Genomic DNA, 20987 nt, shown 5'->3' on the forward strand with positions numbered 1-20987 from the left:
GCCGGGCGTGGCCCGGCGCTACCGATGGTGGCCGAGCCGTGCCCCGCGGCGCCGGTGTTGCCCGGCCCCTGGTAGCGCCGGGCCATGCCCGGCGACCACAGGCCCTTCCGGCTTATTCCACCGTAACGCTCTTGGCCAGGTTGCGCGGCTTGTCCACGTCGGTGCCACGCGCCAACGCGGTGTGGTAAGCCAGCAGCTGCACCGGAATGGTGTGCACCACCGGGCTGAGCACGCCGGCATGGCGTGGGGTGCGGATCACGTGCACGCCTTCGGACTCGTTGAAGTTGCTGTCCTGGTCGGCGAACACGAACAGTTCGCCGCCACGCGCGCGCACTTCCTGCATGTTCGACTTCACCTTTTCCAGCAGGCTGTCGTTGGGCGCGATCACCACCACCGGCATGTCTTCGTCCACCAGCGCCAGCGGGCCGTGCTTCAGCTCACCGGCCGGGTAGGCCTCGGCGTGGATATAGGTGATTTCCTTCAGCTTGAGCGCGCCTTCCAGTGCGATCGGGTAATGCAGGCCACGGCCCAGGAACAGCGCGCTGCTCTTGCGGGCGAAGCGCTCGGCCCAGGCGGCGATCTGCGGTTCCATGTTCAGGGCGTGCTGCACGCTGCCCGGCAGGAAACGCAGCTGTTCCAGGTATTCCGCTTCCTGCGCTGCATCCACCCGGCCGTGCAGCTTGCCCAGCACCACGGTCAGCTGGAACAGCGCGGCCAGCTGGGTGGTGAAGGCCTTGGTGGAGGCCACGCCGATCTCGGCGCCGGCACGGGTGTAGCAGACCAGTTCGCTGGCACGCGGAATCGCACTTTCCGGCACGTTGCAGATCGACAGCGTGTGGGTGTGGCCCAGCGACTTGGCGTACTTCAGCGCTTCCATCGTATCCAGCGTTTCGCCGGACTGGGAAATGGTCACGATCAGATGCTTGGGATTGGCATACGCGGCGCGGTAGCGGTACTCGCTGGCGATTTCCACGCTGCACGGCAGGCCGGCGATGGATTCGATCCAGTAACGCGCGGTCAGGCCGGAGTAGTAGCTGGTACCGCAGGCCAGGATCTGCACGCCCTCAATGCCGGCCAGCACGGCTTCGGCATTCTTGCCGAACAGCTCGGCCGGGAAACCACCGGCGTCGATCGCCGCTTCGATGGTGTCACCCAGCGCGCGCGGCTGCTCGTGGATTTCCTTCTGCATGAAGTGGCGGTACGGGCCCAGTTCCAGCGAGGCCAGCGACACGTCGGAAAGATGGGTGTCGCGTTGCACCGGCTGGTCGTGTTCGTCGAACACCTGCACGCCATCACGGCGGATAACGGCGGTGTCGCCCTCTTCCAGGAAGATGACCTTGCGCGTGGCCGAGATCACGGCCGAGACATCGGACGCGACGAAGTTCTCGCCCTCGCCCAGGCCCACCAGCAGCGGACAGCCCATGCGCGCGCAGACGAAGTGGTCCGGCTCGGCGCGGCTGACCACGGCCAGGGCATAGGCGCCGGTCAGTTCCTTCACCGTGCGCTGCAGCGCGCCCAGCAGGCTGTCGCCGCCCTTCAGGTGGTGGTGCATCAGGTGCGCGATCACTTCGGTGTCGGTCTGCGACTCGAAGGTGTAGCCCAGCGCGCGCAGCTTCTCGCGCTGCTCTTCGTGGTTTTCGATGATGCCGTTGTGCACCAGCGCCACGCCGTGGCTGATGTGCGGGTGCGCATTGGCCTCGGTCACCCCGCCATGGGTGGCCCAACGGGTGTGGCCGATGCCCAGGCTGGCGTTGAAGCCTTCGGCCTCGGCGGCGGTGGCCATTTCCGAAACGCGGCCGGTGCGGCGCACGCGGCGCACGTCCGGGCGCTCGCCCTGGTCGATCACCGCAATACCGGAAGAATCGTAGCCGCGGTATTCCAGTCGTTTCAGTCCTTCGATCAGTACCGGCACCACATCGCGATCAGCGATCGCACCTACGATTCCACACATGTCGCGTTTCCTTGAAGACGGTGTCGGCATTCTAGCGTGGGTGTCCGCCCTCCCCCGCCTGTCCGCTTAATGAATGTGTCCGCTGAAGTGTCCGCGGACACCCGGACACCGATCACGGATCGCTAAATCACTGATTCATAACACCAAAAAGTTGGCACGCGACGTGCTTGGTATGGGCTACCACCGACAGGCACGCACCCGATGATCCGCGACACCTCTGCCCAGGACCAGATCGTTTCCTCCGCTCCGGCCGGCACCTCCCGCTCGGGCGCCGCCCTGCGCCGTTACCGTTGGCCGGTGCTGGGCGGGCTTGCCCTGCTGGCCGCCATCGGCTGGGCGGTGCATGCCTGGTCCAATGCCAGCCGCTCCTTCGACAGCAGCCGGGTGCGCATTGCCGAAGTGCAGCGCGGCGACCTGGTGCGCGACATCGCCGCCGACGGCCGCGTGATCGCCGCCAACAGCCCCACCCTGTACGCCATCTCGGCCGGCACCGTGGACCTGAAGGTGGTGGCCGGTGACGTGGTGAAGAAGGGCCAGGAGCTGGCGATCATCGACAGCCCGGAACTGCGCAGCAAGCTGGCCCAGGAACAGGCCACCCTGGCCGGCCTGGAAGCCGAAGCCAGCCGCGCCGCGCTGGACGCCACCCTGGCCCGCGCCAAGTCGCGCAAGGAAACCGACCAGGCCAGCATCGAACGGCAGGCCGCCGACCGCGACCTGCAGCGCTACCAGCGCGGCTACGACGGCGGCGCGGTGCCGCAGATCGACCTGGCCAAGGCCCAGGACAGCCTGAAGAAGGCCGACATCACCCTGGCCAACGCCACCACCGACGCCCGCCTGCAGAGCCAGGGCGCCGACCTGGATGCGCGCAACAAGCGCCTGCTGGCCGACCGCCAGAAGGCCGTGGTGGCCGAAGTGCAGCGCCAGGTGGACGCACTGACCCTGCGTGCCCCGTTCGACGGCCAGGTGGGCCAGGTGCAGGCCACCCAGGCCACCAACCTGGCGGCCAATGCGCCGGTGCTGGGCGTGGTGGACCTGTCCAAGTTCGAAGTGGAGATCAAGGTGCCGGAAAGCTTCGCCCGCGACCTGGCCATCGGCATGCCGGCGCAGCTGACCGGTGGCAACGGCAAGCCGTTCGCCGGCGAGATCAGCGCCGTCTCGCCGGAGGTGGTGAACGGTGAAGTGAATGCCCGCGTGCGCTTTGCCGCCGCACAGCCCGAAGGCCTGCGCCAGAGCCAGCGCATGTCGGTGCGCGTGCTGCTGGATACGCGCCGGAACGTGATGAAGGTCGAGCGTGGCCCGTTCGTGGAACAGGGCAATGGCGTGGCCTATGTAATGGACGGCCGCACTGCGGTGCGCCGGCCGGTGGAACTGGGCGTCAGCAGCCTGGGCGAAGTGGAAATCAAGTCGGGTGTGCAGCCGGGCGACCGCATCGTGGTCTCCGGCAGCGACCTGTTCAAGGACGCCGAACGCGTCTCCGTCAACTGACACATCCTGGAGAGAGGACACCCCATGTACATGCTCGAAATGCGTTCGGTCGCCAAGGTCTTCCGCACCGAACAGGTGGAAACCCACGCACTGCGCTCGCTGGAACTGCAGGTGAAGGAAGGCGAATTCGTGGCCGTGACCGGCCCGTCCGGCTCCGGCAAGACCACCTTCCTCAACATTGCCGGCCTGCTGGAAACCTTCACCAGCGGCACCTACCTGCTCGATGGCCAGGACGTGAGCACGCTGGGCGATGATGCGCGCAGCCGCCTGCGCAACCAGAAGATCGGCTTCATCTTCCAGGGCTTCAACCTGATTCCCGACCTGAACCTGTTCGACAACGTGGACGTGCCGCTGCGCTACCGCAAGATGAGCGCCAACGAGCGCCGCGAGCGCATTGAAAAGGCGCTGACCCAGGTCGGCCTGGGCTCGCGCATGAAGCACTACCCCAACGAACTGTCCGGCGGCCAGCAGCAGCGCGCGGCCATTGCCCGTGCCCTGGCCGGCAGCCCGCGCCTGCTGCTGGCCGACGAACCGACCGGCAACCTGGACACGCAGATGGCACGCGGGGTGATGGAGCTGCTGGAAGAGATCAACGCCGCCGGCACCACCATCGTCATGGTCACCCATGACCCGGAACTGGCCGCGCGCGCGCAGCGCAACGTGCACATCGTCGACGGCCAGGTGACCGACCTGGTGCGTGAGCCGGTGCTGGCCACGCCGCGCCGCATCGTTGCCGTGAACGAGTGAGGGCCTGACCATGTTCGCCTACTACGCCCGCCTGGCGGCGCGCAGCTTCCGCCGCAACAAGGTACTGACCGCACTGATGGTGGTGGCCATCGCGCTGGGCATCGGTGCCTCAATGACCACCCTGACCGTCTTCCATGTGCTCTCCGGCGATCCGATTCCGGACAAGAGCGATCGCCTGTTCTACGTGCAGCTGGACCCGGGCCCGCGAGGTGGCTACGTGCCCGGCGAAGAACCCAATTCGCAGATGACCCGCTTCGACGGCGAGGCCCTGCTGCGCGAAGCCAAGGCCGAACGCCAGGCGTTGATGAGCGCCGGCGGCGGTACCATCGAACCGGACAGCAGCACCCTGCAGCCGTTCACGATCGATACGCGCTGGACCTCGGCCGACTTCTTCCCGATGTTCAACGTGCCCATGCAGTACGGCCGCCCCTGGACCCGCCAGGACGATGAGGGCCGCGCGCGCGTGGTGGTCATCTCCAAGGCGCTGAACGACAAGCTGTACCAGGGCGGCAACAGCGTGGGCAAGGACATCCGCATGGATGGCCAGAGCTTCCGCATCGTGGGCGTGATGAAGGAATGGAATCCCGAACCGCAGTTCTTCGACCTGACCACCGGCAGCTACGGCAAGGATGAGGATCTGCTGCTGCCGGTCACCACCTCCTTCGACATGAAGCTGGGCAGCAGCGGCAACATGAACTGCTTCGGCGAGAACCCGGACGGCAACAGCTATTCGTTGAACGCGCCCTGCACCTGGCTGCAGTACTGGGCCGAAGTGCCGCCGGAAAAGGCCGACGACTACCGCCGCTACCTGGAAAACTATTCCAGCCAGCAGCGTGAGGCCGGCCGCTTCGAGCGCCCGCCGAATGTGCGCCTGCGCAACGTGATGGAGTGGCTGGACTTCAACGGCGCGGTGCCCAGCGATGTGCGCCTGCAGCTGTGGCTGGCGCTGGGCTTCCTGGGTGTGTGCCTGGTCAACACGGTGGGCCTGCTGCTGGCCAAGTTCCTGCGCCGCAGCGGCGAAATCGGCGTGCGCCGTGCGCTGGGCGCCAGCCGCGGGCAGATCTTCCTGCAGTGCCTGGTGGAAGCCGGTGCGGTGGGCGTGGTCGGCGGCGTGCTCGGCATCGGCGTGGCCCTGCTCGGCCTGTTCGCGGTGCGCCAGCAGCCGGTGGACTACGCCAAGCTGGCCCACCTGGACGGCAGCATGCTGCTGCTGGCCATCGGCCTGACCCTGTTTGCCAGCCTTGCTGCCGGCTTCCTGCCCGCCTGGCGCGCGATGCAGGTCACCCCGGCCATCCAGCTCAAGTCGCAGTAAGCACCCGAACGAGGACTCCCATGGACATCCGCCCCATCCTCAGCACCCTGCGCCGGCACAAGACCGCTGCCGCCCTGATCGTGCTGGAAGTCGCCCTGACCTGCGCCATCGTCTGCAATGCGCTGTTCCTGGTCAGCCAGCGCGTGGAAAAGATCAGCATGCCCAGCGGCATCGCCGAGAACGAACTGGTAATGGTGCGCGTGAGCGGCATCGGCAAGCAGACCAACGGCCTGGCCCGCACCCGCGAAGACCTGGCCTCGCTGCGCGCCATTCCCGGCGTCACCAGCGCCACCATCATCAACCAGGTGCCGTTCCGCGGCGGTTCTTCAAGCAGCAGCATCCAGCGCCAGCAGGACCAGGAACAGCCCACCACCGAAGCATCGATGTACACGATGTCCGAAGACGGCATCCGCACCATGGGTATCAACGTGATCGCCGGGCGTGACTTCCAGCCCGACGAATACCGGGACTATGAAGTGGTCAGCAAGGCCGGTTCGCAGGACAAGGCGATCCCGGTGATCTTCACCCAGGCCACCGCCGCGAAGATGGAACCCAACGGCAATGCGCTGGGCAAGACGTACTACATGGGCAAGCAACCGCTGCATGTGATCGGCATCGTCGATACGCTCACCACCCCCACCGGCTGGGCCAACAACTGGTCCGAATCGATGCTGATGCCGCTGCGCCGTGGCTTCGATGAAGGCGGCACCTACATGCTGCGCACCGCACCGGAGCGCCGCGACGAAGTGCTGAAGGCTGCGGTGGCTGCACTGGAACGCAACGATCCCAACCGCCTGATGCGCGACAAGCTGACCTATGAAGAGCAGCGCCAGAAGTACTTCAGCAACGACCGCGCCATGGTCGGCCTGCTGGTGACGGTGTGCGTGGCGCTGCTGGTGGTCACGGCCCTGGGCATCGTCGGCCTGGCCAGCTTCTGGGTGCAGCAGCGCAGCAAGCAGATCGGCATCCGCCGTGCGCTGGGTGCCACCCGCGGGCAGATCCTGCGCTACTTCCAGACCGAGAACTTCCTGCTGGCCACCCTGGGCATCGTGCTGGGCATGCTGGCGGCCTACGCCATCAACCTGGCCCTGATGAACATGTACGAGCTGCCGCGCATGCCGCTGCTGTACCTGCCGCTGGGCGCCCTGCTGCTGTGGGTGCTGGGCCAGATCGCGGTGTTCGGCCCGGCCCGGCGTGCCGCTGCGGTGCCGCCGGCGGTGGCCACTCGGGGAGCGTGAGATGCGCCCCCTGGTTCTGGCCCTCGCATTGGCCCTGCCGTTGCCGGCGCTTGCCGGCAGCAGCACAGTGCAGACGATGAACTGGCAGCAGGATGGCGCGCAGCTGGCGCTGCGCTCCACCGAAGGACAGGTGGACGTGCAGGCAGTGCGTCCCGAGGCACGCTTCGGCGTGCGCCGGGGCGACCGCATCCTGCGCGTGGACGACACGCCGGTCCGCCAGATCGATGCGCTTGCCACCGCCCTTCGCCGCGCAGATTCGGCGGGCAAACAACAGGTGTACCTGCTGCTGCGCCGCGACGGCCGCACGCTCAGCCAGGCGGTCAGCGTGGCGACCTGGAAGGCGGTGCTGGTACCGCCGGCAGCGCCGCCGCCCCCGCCACCGCCGCACTGACCTCGCGGCCCCCTGCGCAGCCACGGGTTTGGCTATGCTTGATGGGTGGCGCCGGTCACGGCTCTCTTGGCGCCACCCATCCCTTCTCCAGAATGCGTCCATGCCTGCGATCCTGATCATCGACGACAACGCCAGCGTAGCCACTGCGTTGGACGTGCTGTTTTCCCTGCATGACATCGACACCCTGCAGGCGCAGAGCCCGGCCGAAGGGCTGGCCCTGCTGGAATCGCAGCCGGTGGATCTGGTCATTCAGGACATGAACTTCACCGAGGACACCACCTCCGGTGAGGAAGGCGAAGCACTGTTCGCGCAGATCCGCGCGCGCCACCCCGATCTGCCGGTCATCCTGCTGACTGCCTGGACCCACCTGAGCAGTGCGGTGGACCTGGTGAAAGCCGGCGCCGCTGACTACCTGGCCAAGCCGTGGGATGACCGCAAGCTGCTGACCACGGTGAACAACCTGCTGGAGCTTTCCGAGGCGCGCCGCGAGCTGGACCAGCGCCGCGCCCGCGAACAGCGCCAGCGCACCGCCCTGGAAACCAAGTACGAACTGTGTGATGCGGTGTTCGCCGATCCGGCCAGCGAGCGCATCATCGCCCTGGCCTGCCAGGTGGCACGCTCGGAACTGCCGGTGCTGATCACCGGCCCCAACGGCGCCGGCAAGGAAAAGATCGCGCAGATCATCCAGGCCAATTCACTGGCCGCCAAGGGCCCGTTCGTGGCGGTGAACTGCGGTGCGCTGCCCTCGGAACTGATCGAAGCCGAATTGTTCGGCGCCGAGGCCGGTGCCTATACCGGTGCCAACAAGGCACGCGAGGGCAAGTTCGAAGCGGCCGACGGCGGCACGCTGTTCCTGGATGAGATCGGCAACCTGTCGCTGGGCGGGCAGATGAAACTGCTTCGGGTGCTGGAAACCGGCCGCTTCGAGCGCCTGGGCTCCAACCGCGAGCGGCAGGTGAAGGTGCGCGTGGTCAGCGCGACCAATGCCGATCTGCCGGCAATGATCCGCGACGGCAGCTTCCGCGAGGATCTGTATTACCGCTTGAACACCGTGGAACTGGCACTGCCACCGCTGGCCGAGCGTCCCGGTGACATCCTGCCGCTGGCCGAGCGCTTCCTGGCCGCCGGCAAGCCGCTGTCCAGCGCCGCCGCGGCAGCGCTGCAGCGCCACCCGTGGCCGGGCAACGTGCGCGAACTGCGAAACGTGATCCAGCGCGCCGAACTGCTGGCCAGTGGCCCGCGCATCGAGGTGACCGACCTGAACCTGCCGCGTGCGCCGGCCGCCGCACGCCCCGCGCCGAGCGCCGGCAACGACCCGGACCGTGCGCGTATTGAAGATGTGCTGGCGCGCAACCACGGGGTGATCGCGCAGGCAGCCGCCGAACTCGGGCTGAGCCGGCAGGCGCTGTATCGCCGCATGGATCGCCACGGCATTCCGCGCGAATGAAGCGGCGCTCGTTCACCTTCCGCCTGTTCCTGCGCCTGCTGCCGGTGCTGGCGTTGGCTGCGGCATTGCCGTGGTTGCTGGCCTATTGGCTGGACCACGGCTGGGCGGTCACCCTGGTTTCCACCGTGCTGCTGCTGGCGCTGATGTGGTGGGCGCTGCGCCGTGCCACCGCACCGGTGCGATCGCTGATGCGGGCATTGGCCGGCACCACCAGCAGCTACCGCGACGGCGAATACAACTTCAGCGTGCATTGGCCAGGCAATGACGAGCTGGGCGATCTGGTGCAGGCCCACCGCGAACTGGGTGATGTGCTGCGCGAACAGCGCCAGGGCCTGGTGCAGCGCGAGCTGCTGCTGGACACCATGGTGCAGAACACGCCGGTGGCCATGCTGCTGATCGCCGCTGGTGGCGATGGCATTTCGCGCGTGGTGTTTTCCAACCTGGCCGCACGCAAGCTGCTGCACGGCGGCTGGAAGCTGGAGGGCCAACGGCTGCAGGATGTGCTGGAGCAGATGCCGGTGGAGCTGCGCGATGCCATCGAGCGCGGCGGCGACAGCCTGTTCGCCGTGCGCCCGGACGTGGACGAGGGTACCGAAGTGGACGAGGACGACGAACAGGTCTACCACCTGTCGCGGCGCGCGTTCCATCTGAATGGCCGCCCGCACGATCTGCTGCTGGTGCGGCTGCTGACTGCCGAGCTGCGGCGGCAGGAAGTGCAGACCTGGAAGAAGGTGATCCGGGTGATCAGCCATGAGTTGAACAACTCGCTGGCGCCGATTGCCTCGCTGGCCCATTCCGGCGGCGAACTGGTGAAGCGCGAGCGCTTCGACCGCCTGCCCGAGATCTTCAGCACCATCGAAGACCGCGCACGCCACCTGGAAGGCTTCATCCGCGGCTACGCGCGCTTTGCCAAGCTGCCGCAGCCGCAGCTGCAGACCGTGCACTGGGCGCCGTTCCTGGCCAGCCTGGGCCAGCAGATTCCGTTCACCATGGACCACCCGCCCAGCGAAGACCTGAGCAGTCGCATCGACATCGCCCAGTTCGGCCAGGCGCTGTTGAACCTGCTGAAGAACGCGCATGAAGCCTGCGCCGAAGCCGACCCGCCCAACGACGATGTGCAGGTGCAGCTGACCCGCCTGCCGCAGTGGCTGCGGCTGGATGTGCTGGACCGCGGCAAGGGCATGAACGAGCAGGTGCTGCAGAACGCACTGATGCCGTTCTATTCCACCAAGCGCAACGGCACCGGGCTGGGCCTGGCGCTGACACGGGAAATCGTGGAAGCGCACGGTGGCCGCGTGTCATTGCAGAACCGCGGCGAGGGCGGGCTGTGCGTGTCGATCCTGTTGCCGGTGGGGTGAACGGGGCGCCGTATCCACGCATGGCGTGGATCTACCGGGGATAGGACCATGGCCGGCGGCAGTAGATCCACGCCATGCGTGGATAGGCCGATCAAGGTCGGCCGCTACAGCACCCGACGCATCGCGACCCGCAGATGCATCGGAAACGCCAACGCAGCCTCTTCGGCCATCACGGCCTGCAGGCCGGCGCCCCATTCCGCTTCCGGCACCGTGACGAATCCTTCGCTGGCGTAGAAGGCCGCGTTCCACGGCACATCGCTCAACGTGGTCAGTACCGCTGCCGGATAGCCGTCTGCCCTGGCCATCGCCAATGCGTGGCGCAACAGCGCACGTCCATGGCCCCGGCGCGCGTGCGCGGGATCCACATCCATCTGCAGCACATGGAACTCACCTGCCAGTTCACCGGCCAGCAGGTAACCGGCGATTCCGCCGTCGGCCGCATCCACCACCCACAGCTGCCGGCGCCGCAGACCTTCGTACAGCGCAGGAAGATCCAAGCCATGCCCGGCAAACACCTGATAGGCATCATGGCCCTTCAGCAGCTCGCCGGCGCGCTGTTCGATGCCTGGCAGCACGCCGAGCTCATCGGCGTGCGGCACACGTGGCTCAGGACTTCTTGATCGGGCGCTTCCAGCCATCGATGGTTTCCTGTCGTGCGCGCGCCAGGGTCAGCTTGCCATCGGGTGCGGTGCGGGTGATGACCGAGCCCGCCGCAATGGTAGCGCCCTCGCCGATCAGCACCGGCGCCACCAGCGCAGTGTTGGAGCCGATGAAGGCGTTGTCGCCGATGGTCGTGGTCGACTTGTTCACCCCGTCGTAGTTGCAGGTGATGGTGCCGGCGCCGATGTTCACCTTGCTGCCGATCACCGCATCACCCAGGTAGGTCAGGTGGTTGGCCTTGCTGCCCACGCCCAGGGTGACTTTCTTGGTTTCCACGAAGTTGCCCACGTGCACGCCGTCGGCCAGCACCGTGCCCGGACGCAGCCGCGCGAACGGGCCGATCTGCGCGGCGCCTTCGCTCACCACGCCTTCCAGATCGCAGTGCGCGCGCACCTCGGTGCCCGGTCCCAGCGTCACGTCCTTCAAGCGGGTGAACGGCCCGATGCTTACGCCATCGGCCAGCACCACGGTGCCTTCCAGGATCACGTCCACGTCGATCTGCACGTCGCTGCCCACGGTCACCTGGCCACGTACATCCACGCGCGCCGGGTCGAGCACGCGCGCGCCCTGGGTGCACAGGGCACGCACCGCGCGGCGCTGCCACGCACGTTCCAGCTGCGAAAGCTGCCAGGGATCGTTCGCGCCTTCGGCTTCCTGGGCGTCGGCCACCAGGGCCATCTCCGCCGGGGTGAACTCATGGGCGGCAAAGGCGAACACATCGGTCAGGTAGTACTCGCCCTGCGCGTTGCGGTTGGACAGCTGCGACAGCCAGCGCCGCAGCGCGGTCGATTCGGCGGTGATGATGCCGGTGTTGATGATGCGGATGCGGCGCTGCTCGTCATCGGCATCCTTCTGTTCGACGATGGCGCCGACCTTGCCCTCGGCATCGCGCAGGATGCGGCCGTAGCCGGTCGGGTCGTCCATCTCGGCCACCAGCACCGCCAGGCGGCCCGGCTGCGCCAGCAGGTCACGCAGGGTCTGCGCGCGGATCAGCGGCACATCGCCGTACAGCACCAGCACCTGCGCGGCGTCGGGCACTTCGGGCATGGCCTGGGCCACGGCGTGGCCGGTGCCCAGCTGCTGCGCTTGTTCGGCCCACAGCAGGTCCGGCTGGTCGGCGAAGCGCTGCCGGACCGCATCGCCACCATGACCGTAGACCACGTGGATCGCCGCCGGCTGCAGTTCGCGCGCGGTGGCGATCACATGCGCCAGCATCGGCTGCCCGGCGATCGGCTGCAGCACCTTGGGCAGCACCGATTTCATGCGCTTGCCGGCGCCGGCGGCCAGGATGATCACGTGCAGGGGTTGGGTCATGGGCGGCTATCCGTAGGTCGTTGCCGACGATTCTAGAACGCAGGCCGTTAACATGGGCATCCCTGCAGACTCCATTGCCCATGAGCCTGTTCCGCCAAGGCACCTCCTACCTCGTGATCGGTCTGGCCCAGCTGCTGCTGGACTGGCTGCTGTTCGTCGCCTGCACGGCGGCGGGCATGCCGGTGGTGCCGGCCAACGTGGCCGGGCGTCTGGGTGGCATGCTGCTGGGGTTCTGGCTCAACGGGCGCTACACCTTCGCCGATGCGCAGGGCGGCCAGCGCCTGGGCTGGCGCCGGTTCGCGCGCTTCCTGGCGCTGTGGGTGCTGATGACGATCGCCAGCACCCTGCTGGTGGCCGCCGCCGACCATGCGCTGGGCCTGCAGTATGCGTGGCTGGCCAAGCCGCTGGTGGAAGGCGGGCTGGCGTGCGTGTCGTTCCTGCTGATGCGGTTTGTGGTGTACCGCTGAGGCGCTGCGCGCGATAGTCGACCAACGGTCGACTCTACCCCGTCGCTTCTTGCCCGGTCGATGTGTCGCGCCGTTGGTTCTGCCCCATCGGTGATGCCCCAGCCCATTCCAGCGCCTGCCGCACAAACAAAAACGCCGGCACTGGGCCGGCGTTTTCGTGGGTGCTGCGGGTGAACCTCAGTGCTTCAGGTTCTTGCGCAGACGTTCCAGGGCCTGCAGCTGGACCACGGCTTCGGCCAGCTTCTGCTGGGCTTCGGCCACTTCCATCGCTTCACCACGGTTGGCCAGGATGCGCTCGGCTTCTTCCTTGGCCTTGCGGACCGAGGCTTCGTCGATGTCCTGGGCGCGGATGGCGGTGTCGGCCAGCACGGTCACTACCTGCGGCTGCACTTCCAGGATGCCGCCGGAAATGGCGAAATCCAGCTGCTCGCCGTTCGGTGTGGTGACCACGACCTTGCCGGGCTTGAGTCGGGTGATCAGCGGGGCGTGCTTGGGCGCAATGCCCAGCTCGCCCAGCTCACCGGTCGCCACGACCAGGGTCGCTTCGCCACGGAAGATTTCCTGTTCAGCGCTGACGATGTCGCAACGAATGGTGCTCATGATCAGGCCTTCTCAGCCATCTTCTTGGCCTTCTCGACCGCTTCTTCAATGCCGCCGACCATGTAGAACGCCTGCTCCGGCAGGTGGTCGTACTCGCCATCGACGATGGCCTTGAAGCCACGGATGGTGTCCTTCAGCGGCACGTACTTGCCCGGCGAACCGGTGAACACTTCGGCCACGTGGAACGGCTGGCTGAAGAAGCGCTCGATCTTGCGGGCGCGCGACACGGCCTGCTTGTCTTCTTCGGACAGTTCGTCCATGCCCAGGATGGCGATGATGTCCTTCAGCTCCTTGTACTTCTGCAGGGTCTGCTGGACGCGCTGTGCGGTGTCGTAGTGCTCGTGGCCGATGACCAGCGGGTCCATCTGGCGGCTGGTGGAATCCAGCGGATCGACGGCCGGGTAGATACCCAGCGAGGCGATCGAACGCGACAGGGTAACGGTCGAGTCCAGGTGGGCGAAGGTGGTCGCCGGCGACGGGTCGGTCAGGTCGTCCGCGGGAACGTAGACGGCCTGGATCGAGGTGATCGAACCGTTCTTGGTCGAGGTGATGCGTTCCTGCAGGACGCCCATTTCCTCGGCCAGGGTCGGCTGGTAACCCACGGCAGACGGCATACGACCCAGCAGTGCCGACACTTCGGTACCGGCCAGGGTGTAGCGGTAGATGTTGTCGACGAACAGCAGGACGTCCTTACCCTTGCCGTTTTCGTCCTTCTCGTCGCGGAAGTACTCGGCCATGGTCAGGCCGGTCAGGGCGACGCGCAGACGGTTGCCCGGCGGCTCGTTCATCTGGCCGTACACCATCGCCACCTTGTCCAGGACGTTGGAGTCCTTCATTTCGTGGTAGAAGTCGTTGCCCTCACGGGTGCGCTCACCCACGCCGGCGAACACGGACAGACCGCTGTGCGCCTTGGCGATGTTGTTGATCAGTTCCATCATGTTGACGGTCTTGCCGACGCCGGCGCCGCCGAACAGGCCGACCTTGCCGCCCTTGGCGAACGGGCACATCAGGTCGATGACCTTGATGCCGGTTTCCAGCAGTTCGGTGGCCGGGCTCTGGTCTTCGTATGACGGGGCCGCGCGGTGGATTTCCCAGCTGTCGCTGGCGGCCACCGGGCCGGCTTCGTCGATCGGACGGCCCAGCACGTCCATGATGCGGCCCAGGGTGCCAGCGCCGACCGGCACGGAGATGCCGCGGTCGGTGTTGGTGGCGACCAGGTTGCGCTTCAGGCCATCGGTGGAACCGAGGGCGATGGTACGCACCACGCCGTCGCCCAGCTGCTGCTGGACTTCAAGGGTGATTTCGGTGTTGTCGACCTTCAGTGCGTCATACACCTTCGGCACCGACTCACGCGGGAATTCGACGTCGACGACCGCGCCGATGATCTGAACGATCTTGCCCTGACTCATTGCTGCATCCTCTAAATGTGTGCTTTGAACGAACGCGGTCAGACTGCTGCCGCGCCGCCGACGATTTCGGAGATTTCCTGGGTGATCGCTGCCTGGCGCGCCTTGTTGTAGACGAGCTGCAGGGTGCCGATCAGCTTGTTGGCGTTGTCGCTCGCCGCCTTCATCGCGACCATGCGTGCGGCATGTTCGGAGGCGACGTTTTCCAGCAGTGCCTGGTACACCAGCGATTCGATGTAACGCGTCATCACGTGCTCGAGCACGGTCGCGGCATCGGGTTCGTACAGGTAGTCCCAGTCATGGTGGGCGACCTGCTTTTCAGCCGGCGGCAGCGGCAGCAGCTGATCGAAGCTGGCCTTCTGCACCATGGTGTTCACGAAGCGGTTGTAGACCAGGTACACGCGGTCGACCTTGCCTTCGGTGAAGGCGTCGAGCATGACCTTGATCACACCGATCAGCGATTCCAGCTTCGGCACGTCGCCGATGTGGGTCACGCTGCCGACCATGTTGACCTTCACGCGACGGAAGAAGGTCGATGCCTTCTGGCCGATGGTCACCAGGTCCACTTCAGCACCCTTGTCCTGCCATGCCTTGGCTTCGCCCAGCATCTTGCGGAACAGGTTGTTGTTCAGGCCGCCAGCCAGGCCGCGATCGGAGGAGATCACGATGAACCCGACCCGCTTGACCTGCTCACGCTCGACCAGGAACGGATGCTGGTAATCGGTGCTGGCCTGGGCCAGGTGGCCGATCACCTGCTTCATCGCCTGCGCGTACGGACGCGAGGTCTTCATCCGATCCTGCGCCTTGCGGATCTTGGAGGCCGAGACCATTTCCAGGGCGCGCGTCACCTTGCGGGTGTTCTGCACGCTCTTGATCTTGGTTTTGATTTCGCGTCCGCTTGCCATCTCTTGTTTCCCGTGGCGCGGGGCTGTTGCCCCGCGTTGTTCAACCGTTTGTCATCTGGTCCAGCGGAGCATGGCTCCGCTCTACAGGACCGCGATTACCAGCTGCCGGTGGTCTTGAACTCGGCGATGCCCTTCTTGAAGGCACCTTCGATGTCGTTGTCCCAGCCGCCGGTGGCGTTGACCTTGCTGACCAGTTCGCCCTGGGTGTTGGCGAAGTGGGCGTGCAGGCCTTCTTCGAACGCCAGCAGCTTGTTGACCGGCACGTCGTCCAGGTAGCCCTCGTTGACGGCGTAGATCGACAGCGCCTGGTTGGCGATGGACATCGGCGCGTACTGCTTCTGCTTCATCAGCTCGGTCACGCGCTGGCCGCGCTCCAGCTGCTTGCGGGTCGCTTCGTCCAGGTCCGAGGCGAACTGCGCGAACGCAGCCAGTTCACGGTACTGGGCCAGCGAGATACGGATGCCGCCCGACAGCTTCTTGATGATCTTGGTCTGGGCCGAGCCACCGACGCGCGACACCGAGATACCGGCGTTCACGGCCGGGCGGATGCCGGCGTTGAACAGGTCGGTTTCCAGGAAGATCTGGCCGTCGGTGATCGAGATCACGTTGGTCGGAACGAAGGCGGACACGTCGCCAGCCTGGGTTTCGATGATCGGCAGCGCGGTCAGCGAACCGGTCTTGCCGGTGACCTTGCCTTCGGTGAACTTCTCGACGTATTCCTCGGACACGCGGGCAGCGCGTTCCAGCAGGCGCGAGTGCAGGTAGAACACGTCACCCGGGTAGGCTTCGCGGCCCGGCGGGCGCTTCAGCAGCAGCGAGATCTGGCGGTAGGCCACGGCCTGCTTGGACAGATCGTCGTACACGATCAGCGCGTCTTCGCCGCGGTCCATGAAGTACTCACCCATGGTGCAGCCCGAGTAGGCGCTGATGTACTGCATGGCAGCCGATTCGGAAGCGGTAGCGGCAACCACGATGGTGTGGGCCAGCGCGCCGTTTTCTTCCAGCTTGCGCACGATGTTGGCGATGGTCGAAGCCTTCTGGCCGATCGCAACGTACACGCACTTGATGCCGGTGCCCTTCTGGTTGATCACCGCATCGATGGCCATGGCGGTCTTGCCGGTCTGGCGGTCGCCGATGATCAGCTCGCGCTGGCCACGGCCGATCGGGATCATCGAGTCGACCGACTTGTAACCGGTCTGCACCGGCTGGTCGACCGACTTGCGCCAGATCACGCCCGGAGCAACGCGCTCCACCGGGGCGGTGACGTCGGTGCCCAGCGGGCCCTTGCCGTCGATCGGTTCGCCCAGGGCGTTCACCACGCGGCCCAGCAGTTCCGGACCGACCGGCACTTCCAGGATGCGACCGGTGGTCTTGGCGACGTCGCCTTCGCGCAGGTTCTCGTAGTCACCCAGGACCACGGCGCCGACCGAGTCGCGCTCCAGGTTCAGGGCCAGGGCGAAGGTGTTGTTCGGCAGTTCGATCATTTCGCCCTGCATCACGTCGGCCAGACCGAAGATGCGCACGATGCCGTCGGACACGCTGGTCACGGTGCCTTCGTTGCGCGATTCCGCGGCCAGCTTGACCTTCTCGATGCGGTTCTTGATCAGTTCGCTGATTTCGGAGGGGTTGAGCGTGGTTGCCATCGTCAAGTCCTAGTGCCGGCAGCGGGGCCGGACGTTAAATGAATTCAGTTAGCGAGCGCGGTCTGCAGACGGGCCAGCTTGCCCTTCAGCGAACCATCGATGACCACGTCGCCGGCATCGATCACGGCGCCGCCGATCAGCGAGGCATCCACCGCGGTGGTCACATCGACCTCGCGGTTGAAGCGCTTGCGCAGCGCGACCTTGATCGCGTCCAGCTCGCCGGCCGACAGTTCGGCGGCCGAGGTCACGGTGGCCTTGACCACCTGTTCCGCTTCGGCGCGCAGGGCGTCGTACATGCCGGCGATTTCCGGCAGCAGCGGCAGACGATGCGATTCGGCCAGGATGGCCAGGAAACGCGAGTAGCTTTCGCCGTGGTTCACCGGCGCCAGCAGGGCGACGGCGTCGTCACGACCCAGCTCCGGGTTGGCGAGCAGGGCCGCCACGCGCGGGTCGGCGGCGACGTGGGCGGAAAACGCGAGGGCGTCCGACCACGGCGCGAACGTGCCTTCGTCGCGCGCGGTCGCGAAGGCGGCGCGGGCGTACGGGCGGGCAAGCGTGAGGGCCTGGCTCATCCTTAGATCTCCGAGGCCAGCTCGTCGAGCAGCGCCTTGTGGGCGTTGGCGTCGATTTCGCGCTTGAGCAGCTTTTCGGCACCGGTCACGGCCAGCGCGGACACCTGCTTGCGCAGATCTTCACGGGCACGGTTGGCGGCGGCGTCGATTTCAGCCTGGGCCAGTTCCTTCTGACGGGTGGCTTCGGTGATCGCTTCGGTACGGGCAGCGTCGACGATCTGGTTGGCGCGCGCGTGGGCCTGGTCGATGATCTCGTTGGCCTTGGTGCGTGCGTCCTTCAGTGCTTCGTTGACCTTTTCCTGCGCCTGGGCCAGATCTTTCTGGCTGCGGTCGGCAGCGGCGAGGCCTTCAGCAATCTTCTGCTGGCGCTCTTCGATCGCGTTCATCAGCGGCGGCCAGATCTTGGTCGCGATGATCCAGATCAGACCAGCGAAGGCGAGCGCCTGCGCAAGAAGGGTGAAATTGATATTCATGGTTAGCTCGATCGCTGGTTTCGGGGTGGATGCGCCGCCGGAGCGGCGCACCCGGACCTTCATCCGAAACCGGGTGCATCAGCACCCGGTCGTCTCAAACCGCTGTATCAGCCGGCCAGAGCCTTGGTGACGGCGCCAGCGAAGGCGGCCGACAGCGGGTTGGCGAAGGCCAGCAGCAGGCCGACGGCGACCGAGATGATGAACGCGGCGTCGATCAGGCCGGCGGTGATGAACATGCGGACCTGCAGGACCGGGATCAGTTCCGGCTGGCGGGCGGCCGACTCCAGGAACTTACCAGCCATGATGGCCAGACCCAGACCGGCGCCCAGCGCGGCCAGGCCGATCATGATGCCGACGGCAAGGGCGGTGGAGCTCTGAATCTGCGCGAAGTTGGTCAGGACGGCGAAGTACATGGTTATCTCCAGGAACTAAGTTGCTAAGGGTGATGAAACGGATGAAGGTTGAAACGCGTTGAAGCTTGGAACTTTAGTGAGCGTCTTCCGACAGGCTCAGGTACACGATCGACAGCATCATGAAGATGAAGGCCTGCAGCGGGATCACCAGCAGGTGGAACAGCATCCAGCCAAGGCCGAACGCACCACCGGCAATGGCACCGAAGAAACCGGCACCACCCAGCACCCAGATCAGCAGGAACACGATTTCGCCGCCGAACATGTTGCCGAACAGTCGCATCGCCAGCGAGATCGGCTTGCTCAGCCACTCGACGATGTTGAGGATCAGGTTGAACGGCATCATCCACTTGCCGAACGGCGCCGTCAGGAATTCCTTGATGAAACCGCCCAGGCCCTTCGCACGCAGGGCGAAGAACAGCATCAGGAAGAACACGCTGAAGGCCATGCCCAGGGTGGCGTTGACGTCAGCGGTCGGCACCGGCTTCCAGTAGTGGATACCGGCCATTTCCAGCGGCTTGGCGATGAAATCGGCCGGGATCATCTTCAGCAGATTCATCAGCAGAATCCAGAAGAAGATGGTGATGGCGATCGGCGTGACCAGCTTGCTCTTGCCGTGGTAGGTGTCCTTGGCCTGGCGGTCGACGAACTCCAGGCAGATTTCCACGAAGGCCTGCCACTTGCCCGGCACGCCAGCGGTGGCCTTGCGGGTGCCCAGCCAGAACGCGACCACGATCACCAGGCCCATCAGGACCGCGGTGAGGAACGTATCGACGTGGATGTGCCAGAACATCCCTTCGCCGTTACCGACCGGGGCGGTCAGGTTCTGCAGGTGATGCTGGATGTAGCTGGTAGGGGTTAGAGCCTCGCCCGCCATGTGTCCGGAACCTTCGTTAATTGAATTTTTGTCAACGCCTGGCCATGGCCAGGACCTGGAACATCAAACCGACGGCGATACCGGCCAGCAGCGCCAATGCAGGCAGCTTGAAGACCAGGAACCCCACCAGCAGGACGCCGAAAACCACGACCCACTTGGCGACAATCGCGACAATCAGCCGCGCCATCGCCGAACCCGCTGCCACCGCCCCACCACTGAGCGCCATCCGTGCCGCGACCCAGCCACCGGCCGAGATCGCCACCCCGGACGCCAGAGCGCCAAGGGCGTACTTCGGCCCTACCAGGAGGAAGGCCAGAGCCAGCACAGCGACTGCAGCCAGCGGGTAGACCGCGGCGCGCAGCATCAGTCGCCGACCCGCTTCAACGGAGTTCAGCACAGGACGTCCCACGTGGTTACAAGTGAATGGCTGAGGCTGCTGAAACAGGGGGTGCCTCATCGAGCCGCCAAATTATAGCAATGGGACAATTTGCGAGACAACCGCTGCCTGTTCATCCCGGAAGCCGCAAGTTGCGGGAACGGCAGGTTTTTTAGGGCCCAGCAGGGGGACAATGGCGTCCGCCGCATGCTGCAGCGCAGCGTATTGAACTTTGGTCGCACGGCCGGGAACTTTCCCGCACGCCTGCAGTCTGACCTTTCGACCTGCCTGCTGCACTTCCTCGTCGATGCTCCGCCCTGCAGGTCCCAGGATGGCCCCGAAGCGCGCTCCGGGGCCATCTTCTTTGCAACGTCATGATCGCGCTGAACCGTCCACGCAACGTGGACCATACGTTCACGTAGGGTGGACGCGCGCGTCCGGCACAGTGGCCTTCATCCCGAATGAACCACCGCAAGGACTCTCTGATGCGCTCCGTACCCACCCTGCTTGCCCTCTCGCTGCTCGCCGCCGGCGCCTCCTTCGCTTCGTCCGCCCACGCTGCCGAAGGTGACGATCGCTTCGCCCTGCGCCTGGGTGCGATGAACATCGATTCGGACAACACGCTGCGTGGCCAGACCAACGTGGCCGGCCAGGACATCGGCTTCTCCGAGGACTTCAAGCTGGGCGGCAAGGAATGGGAACCGCGCATCGACGGCATGTTCCGCATCAGCGACCGCCAGCGCCTGCTGTTCAACTACTTCAAGTACGACAAGGACCGCCGCGAGACGCTGGGCCAGGACATCACCTTCGGTGACGTCAACGTGCCGGCCGACAGCTTCGTCAAGGCCGAACTGAAGTACCAGGTGGCCAGCCTGGTGTACGACTACTCGGTGGTGGACACTGAAACGTTCGATCTGGGCCTGCAGCTGGGTGCCGAGTACGCCAAGGTGAGCACCAAGGGCTATGCCGATCTGGGCACCGTGTATGAAGGCCAGTTCCTGGACGAGAAGACCGACGGTGTGGCCCCGGTGGTCGGCGCGCGCCTGAGCTTCACCCCGTCGGAAAAGTGGATGATCACCCTGCAGGGCCAGTACTTGAACACCCGCTGGGGCAGCTTCGATGATTACAAGGGTGACCTGAGCCGCGCCAACGCCATCGTTGATTACCGCTTCACCGACAACTTCGGCATCTTCGCCGGCTACGACTGGTTCAAGCTGGATGCTGACAAGAAGGGCAGCGACGGCACCATCGGCCTGAAGCAGGAATTCAAGGGCCCGGTGGCCGGTATCAGCGTCAGCTTCTAAGCGTTACCGCTCTCTCTCTCTCTCTCTCTCTCTCTCCGACGCGGCGCCCGG

At 65.8% G+C, this 20987-nt stretch carries 21 protein-coding genes; 9 read left to right on the forward strand and 12 right to left on the reverse strand.

What is annotated here, in order from left to right; translation table 11 throughout:
* Window positions 1-112: 112 nt before the first annotated feature.
* Window positions 113-1951, reverse strand: coding sequence for a glutamine--fructose-6-phosphate transaminase (isomerizing) (gene glmS, locus C1932_RS16995; protein ID WP_108762955.1), 1839 nt, complete (start codon window positions 1949-1951; stop codon window positions 113-115).
* Between the two features lie 201 nt (window positions 1952-2152).
* Between glmS and C1932_RS17000 the strand changes: the two genes are divergently transcribed.
* The 7 genes from C1932_RS17000 (at window position 2153) to C1932_RS17030 (ending at window position 9929) form a co-directional block, all read left to right on the forward strand.
* On the forward strand, window positions 2153-3436 hold the full coding sequence (locus C1932_RS17000; RefSeq protein WP_108754231.1) for an efflux RND transporter periplasmic adaptor subunit: 1284 nt from the start codon (window positions 2153-2155) through the stop codon (window positions 3434-3436).
* A 24-nt stretch (window positions 3437-3460) separates the two neighbouring features.
* The gene (locus C1932_RS17005) at window positions 3461-4183 is read left to right on the forward strand and encodes an ABC transporter ATP-binding protein (protein ID WP_108757225.1); all 723 of its coding nucleotides are present in this window, start codon (window positions 3461-3463) and stop codon (window positions 4181-4183) included.
* A 10-nt stretch (window positions 4184-4193) separates the two neighbouring features.
* A complete protein-coding gene (locus C1932_RS17010) occupies window positions 4194-5495 on the forward strand; it encodes an ABC transporter permease (RefSeq protein ID WP_108750377.1) in 1302 nt (433 codons plus the stop codon).
* A 20-nt stretch (window positions 5496-5515) separates the two neighbouring features.
* Window positions 5516-6733: an FtsX-like permease family protein gene (locus C1932_RS17015; protein WP_108762956.1), complete on the forward strand. Its 1218-nt coding sequence runs from the start codon at window positions 5516-5518 to the stop codon at window positions 6731-6733.
* Window position 6734: 1 nt separating this feature from the next.
* A complete protein-coding gene (locus tag C1932_RS17020) occupies window positions 6735-7124 on the forward strand; it encodes a PDZ domain-containing protein (RefSeq protein WP_108762957.1) in 390 nt (129 codons plus the stop codon).
* Between the two features lie 100 nt (window positions 7125-7224).
* On the forward strand, window positions 7225-8571 hold the full coding sequence (locus C1932_RS17025; RefSeq protein WP_108762958.1) for a sigma-54 dependent transcriptional regulator: 1347 nt from the start codon (window positions 7225-7227) through the stop codon (window positions 8569-8571).
* Window positions 8568-9929 (forward strand): ATP-binding protein, encoded by a 1362-nt coding sequence (locus C1932_RS17030; protein ID WP_108762959.1) that lies wholly within the window; start codon window positions 8568-8570, stop codon window positions 9927-9929. The genes C1932_RS17025 and C1932_RS17030 overlap by 4 nt, the downstream gene beginning before the upstream one ends.
* 104 nt (window positions 9930-10033) lie before the next feature.
* Here the strand turns inward: C1932_RS17030 and C1932_RS17035 are convergent, their stop codons facing one another.
* On the reverse strand, window positions 10034-10567 hold the full coding sequence (locus C1932_RS17035; protein WP_108762960.1) for a GNAT family N-acetyltransferase: 534 nt from the start codon (window positions 10565-10567) through the stop codon (window positions 10034-10036).
* Window positions 10536-11903: a bifunctional UDP-N-acetylglucosamine diphosphorylase/glucosamine-1-phosphate N-acetyltransferase GlmU gene (glmU, locus tag C1932_RS17040; protein ID WP_108762961.1), complete on the reverse strand. Its 1368-nt coding sequence runs from the start codon at window positions 11901-11903 to the stop codon at window positions 10536-10538. Before glmU ends, C1932_RS17035 begins: the two co-directional genes overlap by 32 nt.
* An 80-nt stretch (window positions 11904-11983) precedes the next feature.
* Here glmU and C1932_RS17045 point away from each other — a divergent pair, with 80 nt between their 5' ends.
* Complete coding sequence (locus C1932_RS17045; protein WP_108762962.1) at window positions 11984-12370, forward strand: GtrA family protein; 387 nt, start codon at window positions 11984-11986, stop codon at window positions 12368-12370.
* 177 nt (window positions 12371-12547) lie between these two features.
* Here the strand turns inward: C1932_RS17045 and C1932_RS17050 are convergent, their stop codons facing one another.
* The 9 genes from C1932_RS17050 to C1932_RS17090 form a co-directional block, all read right to left on the reverse strand.
* A complete protein-coding gene (locus C1932_RS17050; RefSeq protein WP_005419509.1) occupies window positions 12548-12970 on the reverse strand; it encodes a F0F1 ATP synthase subunit epsilon in 423 nt (140 codons plus the stop codon).
* Between the two features lie 2 nt (window positions 12971-12972).
* Window positions 12973-14379: a F0F1 ATP synthase subunit beta gene (atpD, locus tag C1932_RS17055; RefSeq protein WP_032129045.1), complete on the reverse strand. Its 1407-nt coding sequence runs from the start codon at window positions 14377-14379 to the stop codon at window positions 12973-12975.
* Window positions 14380-14417: 38 nt separating this feature from the next.
* Window positions 14418-15281 (reverse strand): F0F1 ATP synthase subunit gamma, encoded by an 864-nt coding sequence (gene atpG, locus C1932_RS17060; protein WP_010481324.1) that lies wholly within the window; start codon window positions 15279-15281, stop codon window positions 14418-14420.
* A 95-nt stretch (window positions 15282-15376) separates the two neighbouring features.
* On the reverse strand, window positions 15377-16924 hold the full coding sequence (atpA, locus tag C1932_RS17065) for a F0F1 ATP synthase subunit alpha (RefSeq protein WP_108754238.1): 1548 nt from the start codon (window positions 16922-16924) through the stop codon (window positions 15377-15379).
* Between the two features lie 44 nt (window positions 16925-16968).
* Entirely contained in the window at window positions 16969-17496 is a 528-nt protein-coding gene (locus C1932_RS17070) for a F0F1 ATP synthase subunit delta (RefSeq protein ID WP_108754239.1), read from the reverse strand.
* A gap of 2 nt (window positions 17497-17498) precedes the next feature.
* Complete coding sequence (locus C1932_RS17075) at window positions 17499-17969, reverse strand: F0F1 ATP synthase subunit B (protein ID WP_108750366.1); 471 nt, start codon at window positions 17967-17969, stop codon at window positions 17499-17501.
* A gap of 107 nt (window positions 17970-18076) precedes the next feature.
* Window positions 18077-18382, reverse strand: a complete 306-nt coding sequence (gene atpE, locus C1932_RS17080; RefSeq protein WP_005411133.1) for a F0F1 ATP synthase subunit C — start codon at window positions 18380-18382, stop codon at window positions 18077-18079.
* 73 nt (window positions 18383-18455) lie between these two features.
* Window positions 18456-19256 (reverse strand): F0F1 ATP synthase subunit A, encoded by an 801-nt coding sequence (atpB, locus tag C1932_RS17085; RefSeq protein ID WP_108750365.1) that lies wholly within the window; start codon window positions 19254-19256, stop codon window positions 18456-18458.
* Window positions 19257-19287: 31 nt separating this feature from the next.
* Window positions 19288-19620 (reverse strand): hypothetical protein, encoded by a 333-nt coding sequence (locus C1932_RS17090; RefSeq protein WP_057496518.1) that lies wholly within the window; start codon window positions 19618-19620, stop codon window positions 19288-19290.
* Window positions 19621-20117: 497 nt separating this feature from the next.
* On the opposite strand from C1932_RS17090, the gene C1932_RS17095 reads away from it, so the two are divergent.
* A complete protein-coding gene (locus C1932_RS17095; RefSeq protein WP_108763479.1) occupies window positions 20118-20936 on the forward strand; it encodes a hypothetical protein in 819 nt (272 codons plus the stop codon).
* The last annotated feature ends 51 nt before the right edge of the window (window positions 20937-20987 follow it).

The sequence above is a fragment of the Stenotrophomonas sp. YAU14D1_LEIMI4_1 genome (genome assembly GCF_003086815.1).
Lineage (GTDB): Bacteria > Pseudomonadota > Gammaproteobacteria > Xanthomonadales > Xanthomonadaceae > Stenotrophomonas.

Bases quoted from the DNA above. Each gene is read 5' to 3' on its own strand.
- C1932_RS17020 (WP_108762957.1), top strand. From the start codon at position 6,735: ATGCGCCCCCTGGTTCTGGCCCTCGCATTGGCCCTGCCGTTGCCGGCG.
- C1932_RS17000 (WP_108754231.1), top strand. From the start codon at position 2,153: ATGATCCGCGACACCTCTGCCCAGGACCAGATCGTTTCCTCCGCTCCG.
- C1932_RS17015 (WP_108762956.1), top strand. From the start codon at position 5,516: ATGGACATCCGCCCCATCCTCAGCACCCTGCGCCGGCACAAGACCGCT.
- C1932_RS17035 (WP_108762960.1), bottom strand. From the start codon at position 10,567: ATGGCTGGAAGCGCCCGATCAAGAAGTCCTGAGCCACGTGTGCCGCAC.
- glmS (WP_108762955.1), bottom strand. From the start codon at position 1,951: ATGTGTGGAATCGTAGGTGCGATCGCTGATCGCGATGTGGTGCCGGTA.
- C1932_RS17005 (WP_108757225.1), top strand. From the start codon at position 3,461: ATGTACATGCTCGAAATGCGTTCGGTCGCCAAGGTCTTCCGCACCGAA.
- C1932_RS17095 (WP_108763479.1), top strand. From the start codon at position 20,118: ATGCGCTCCGTACCCACCCTGCTTGCCCTCTCGCTGCTCGCCGCCGGC.
- C1932_RS17090 (WP_057496518.1), bottom strand. From the start codon at position 19,620: ATGCTGCGCGCCGCGGTCTACCCGCTGGCTGCAGTCGCTGTGCTGGCT.
- C1932_RS17075 (WP_108750366.1), bottom strand. From the start codon at position 17,969: ATGAATATCAATTTCACCCTTCTTGCGCAGGCGCTCGCCTTCGCTGGT.
- C1932_RS17030 (WP_108762959.1), top strand. From the start codon at position 8,568: ATGAAGCGGCGCTCGTTCACCTTCCGCCTGTTCCTGCGCCTGCTGCCG.
- glmU (WP_108762961.1), bottom strand. From the start codon at position 11,903: ATGACCCAACCCCTGCACGTGATCATCCTGGCCGCCGGCGCCGGCAAG.
- atpB (WP_108750365.1), bottom strand. From the start codon at position 19,256: ATGGCGGGCGAGGCTCTAACCCCTACCAGCTACATCCAGCATCACCTG.
- atpA (WP_108754238.1), bottom strand. From the start codon at position 16,924: ATGGCAACCACGCTCAACCCCTCCGAAATCAGCGAACTGATCAAGAAC.
- C1932_RS17025 (WP_108762958.1), top strand. From the start codon at position 7,225: ATGCCTGCGATCCTGATCATCGACGACAACGCCAGCGTAGCCACTGCG.
- C1932_RS17045 (WP_108762962.1), top strand. From the start codon at position 11,984: ATGAGCCTGTTCCGCCAAGGCACCTCCTACCTCGTGATCGGTCTGGCC.
- atpD (WP_032129045.1), bottom strand. From the start codon at position 14,379: ATGAGTCAGGGCAAGATCGTTCAGATCATCGGCGCGGTCGTCGACGTC.
- C1932_RS17070 (WP_108754239.1), bottom strand. From the start codon at position 17,496: ATGAGCCAGGCCCTCACGCTTGCCCGCCCGTACGCCCGCGCCGCCTTC.
- atpE (WP_005411133.1), bottom strand. From the start codon at position 18,382: ATGTACTTCGCCGTCCTGACCAACTTCGCGCAGATTCAGAGCTCCACC.
- C1932_RS17050 (WP_005419509.1), bottom strand. From the start codon at position 12,970: ATGAGCACCATTCGTTGCGACATCGTCAGCGCTGAACAGGAAATCTTC.
- atpG (WP_010481324.1), bottom strand. From the start codon at position 15,281: ATGGCAAGCGGACGCGAAATCAAAACCAAGATCAAGAGCGTGCAGAAC.
- C1932_RS17010 (WP_108750377.1), top strand. From the start codon at position 4,194: ATGTTCGCCTACTACGCCCGCCTGGCGGCGCGCAGCTTCCGCCGCAAC.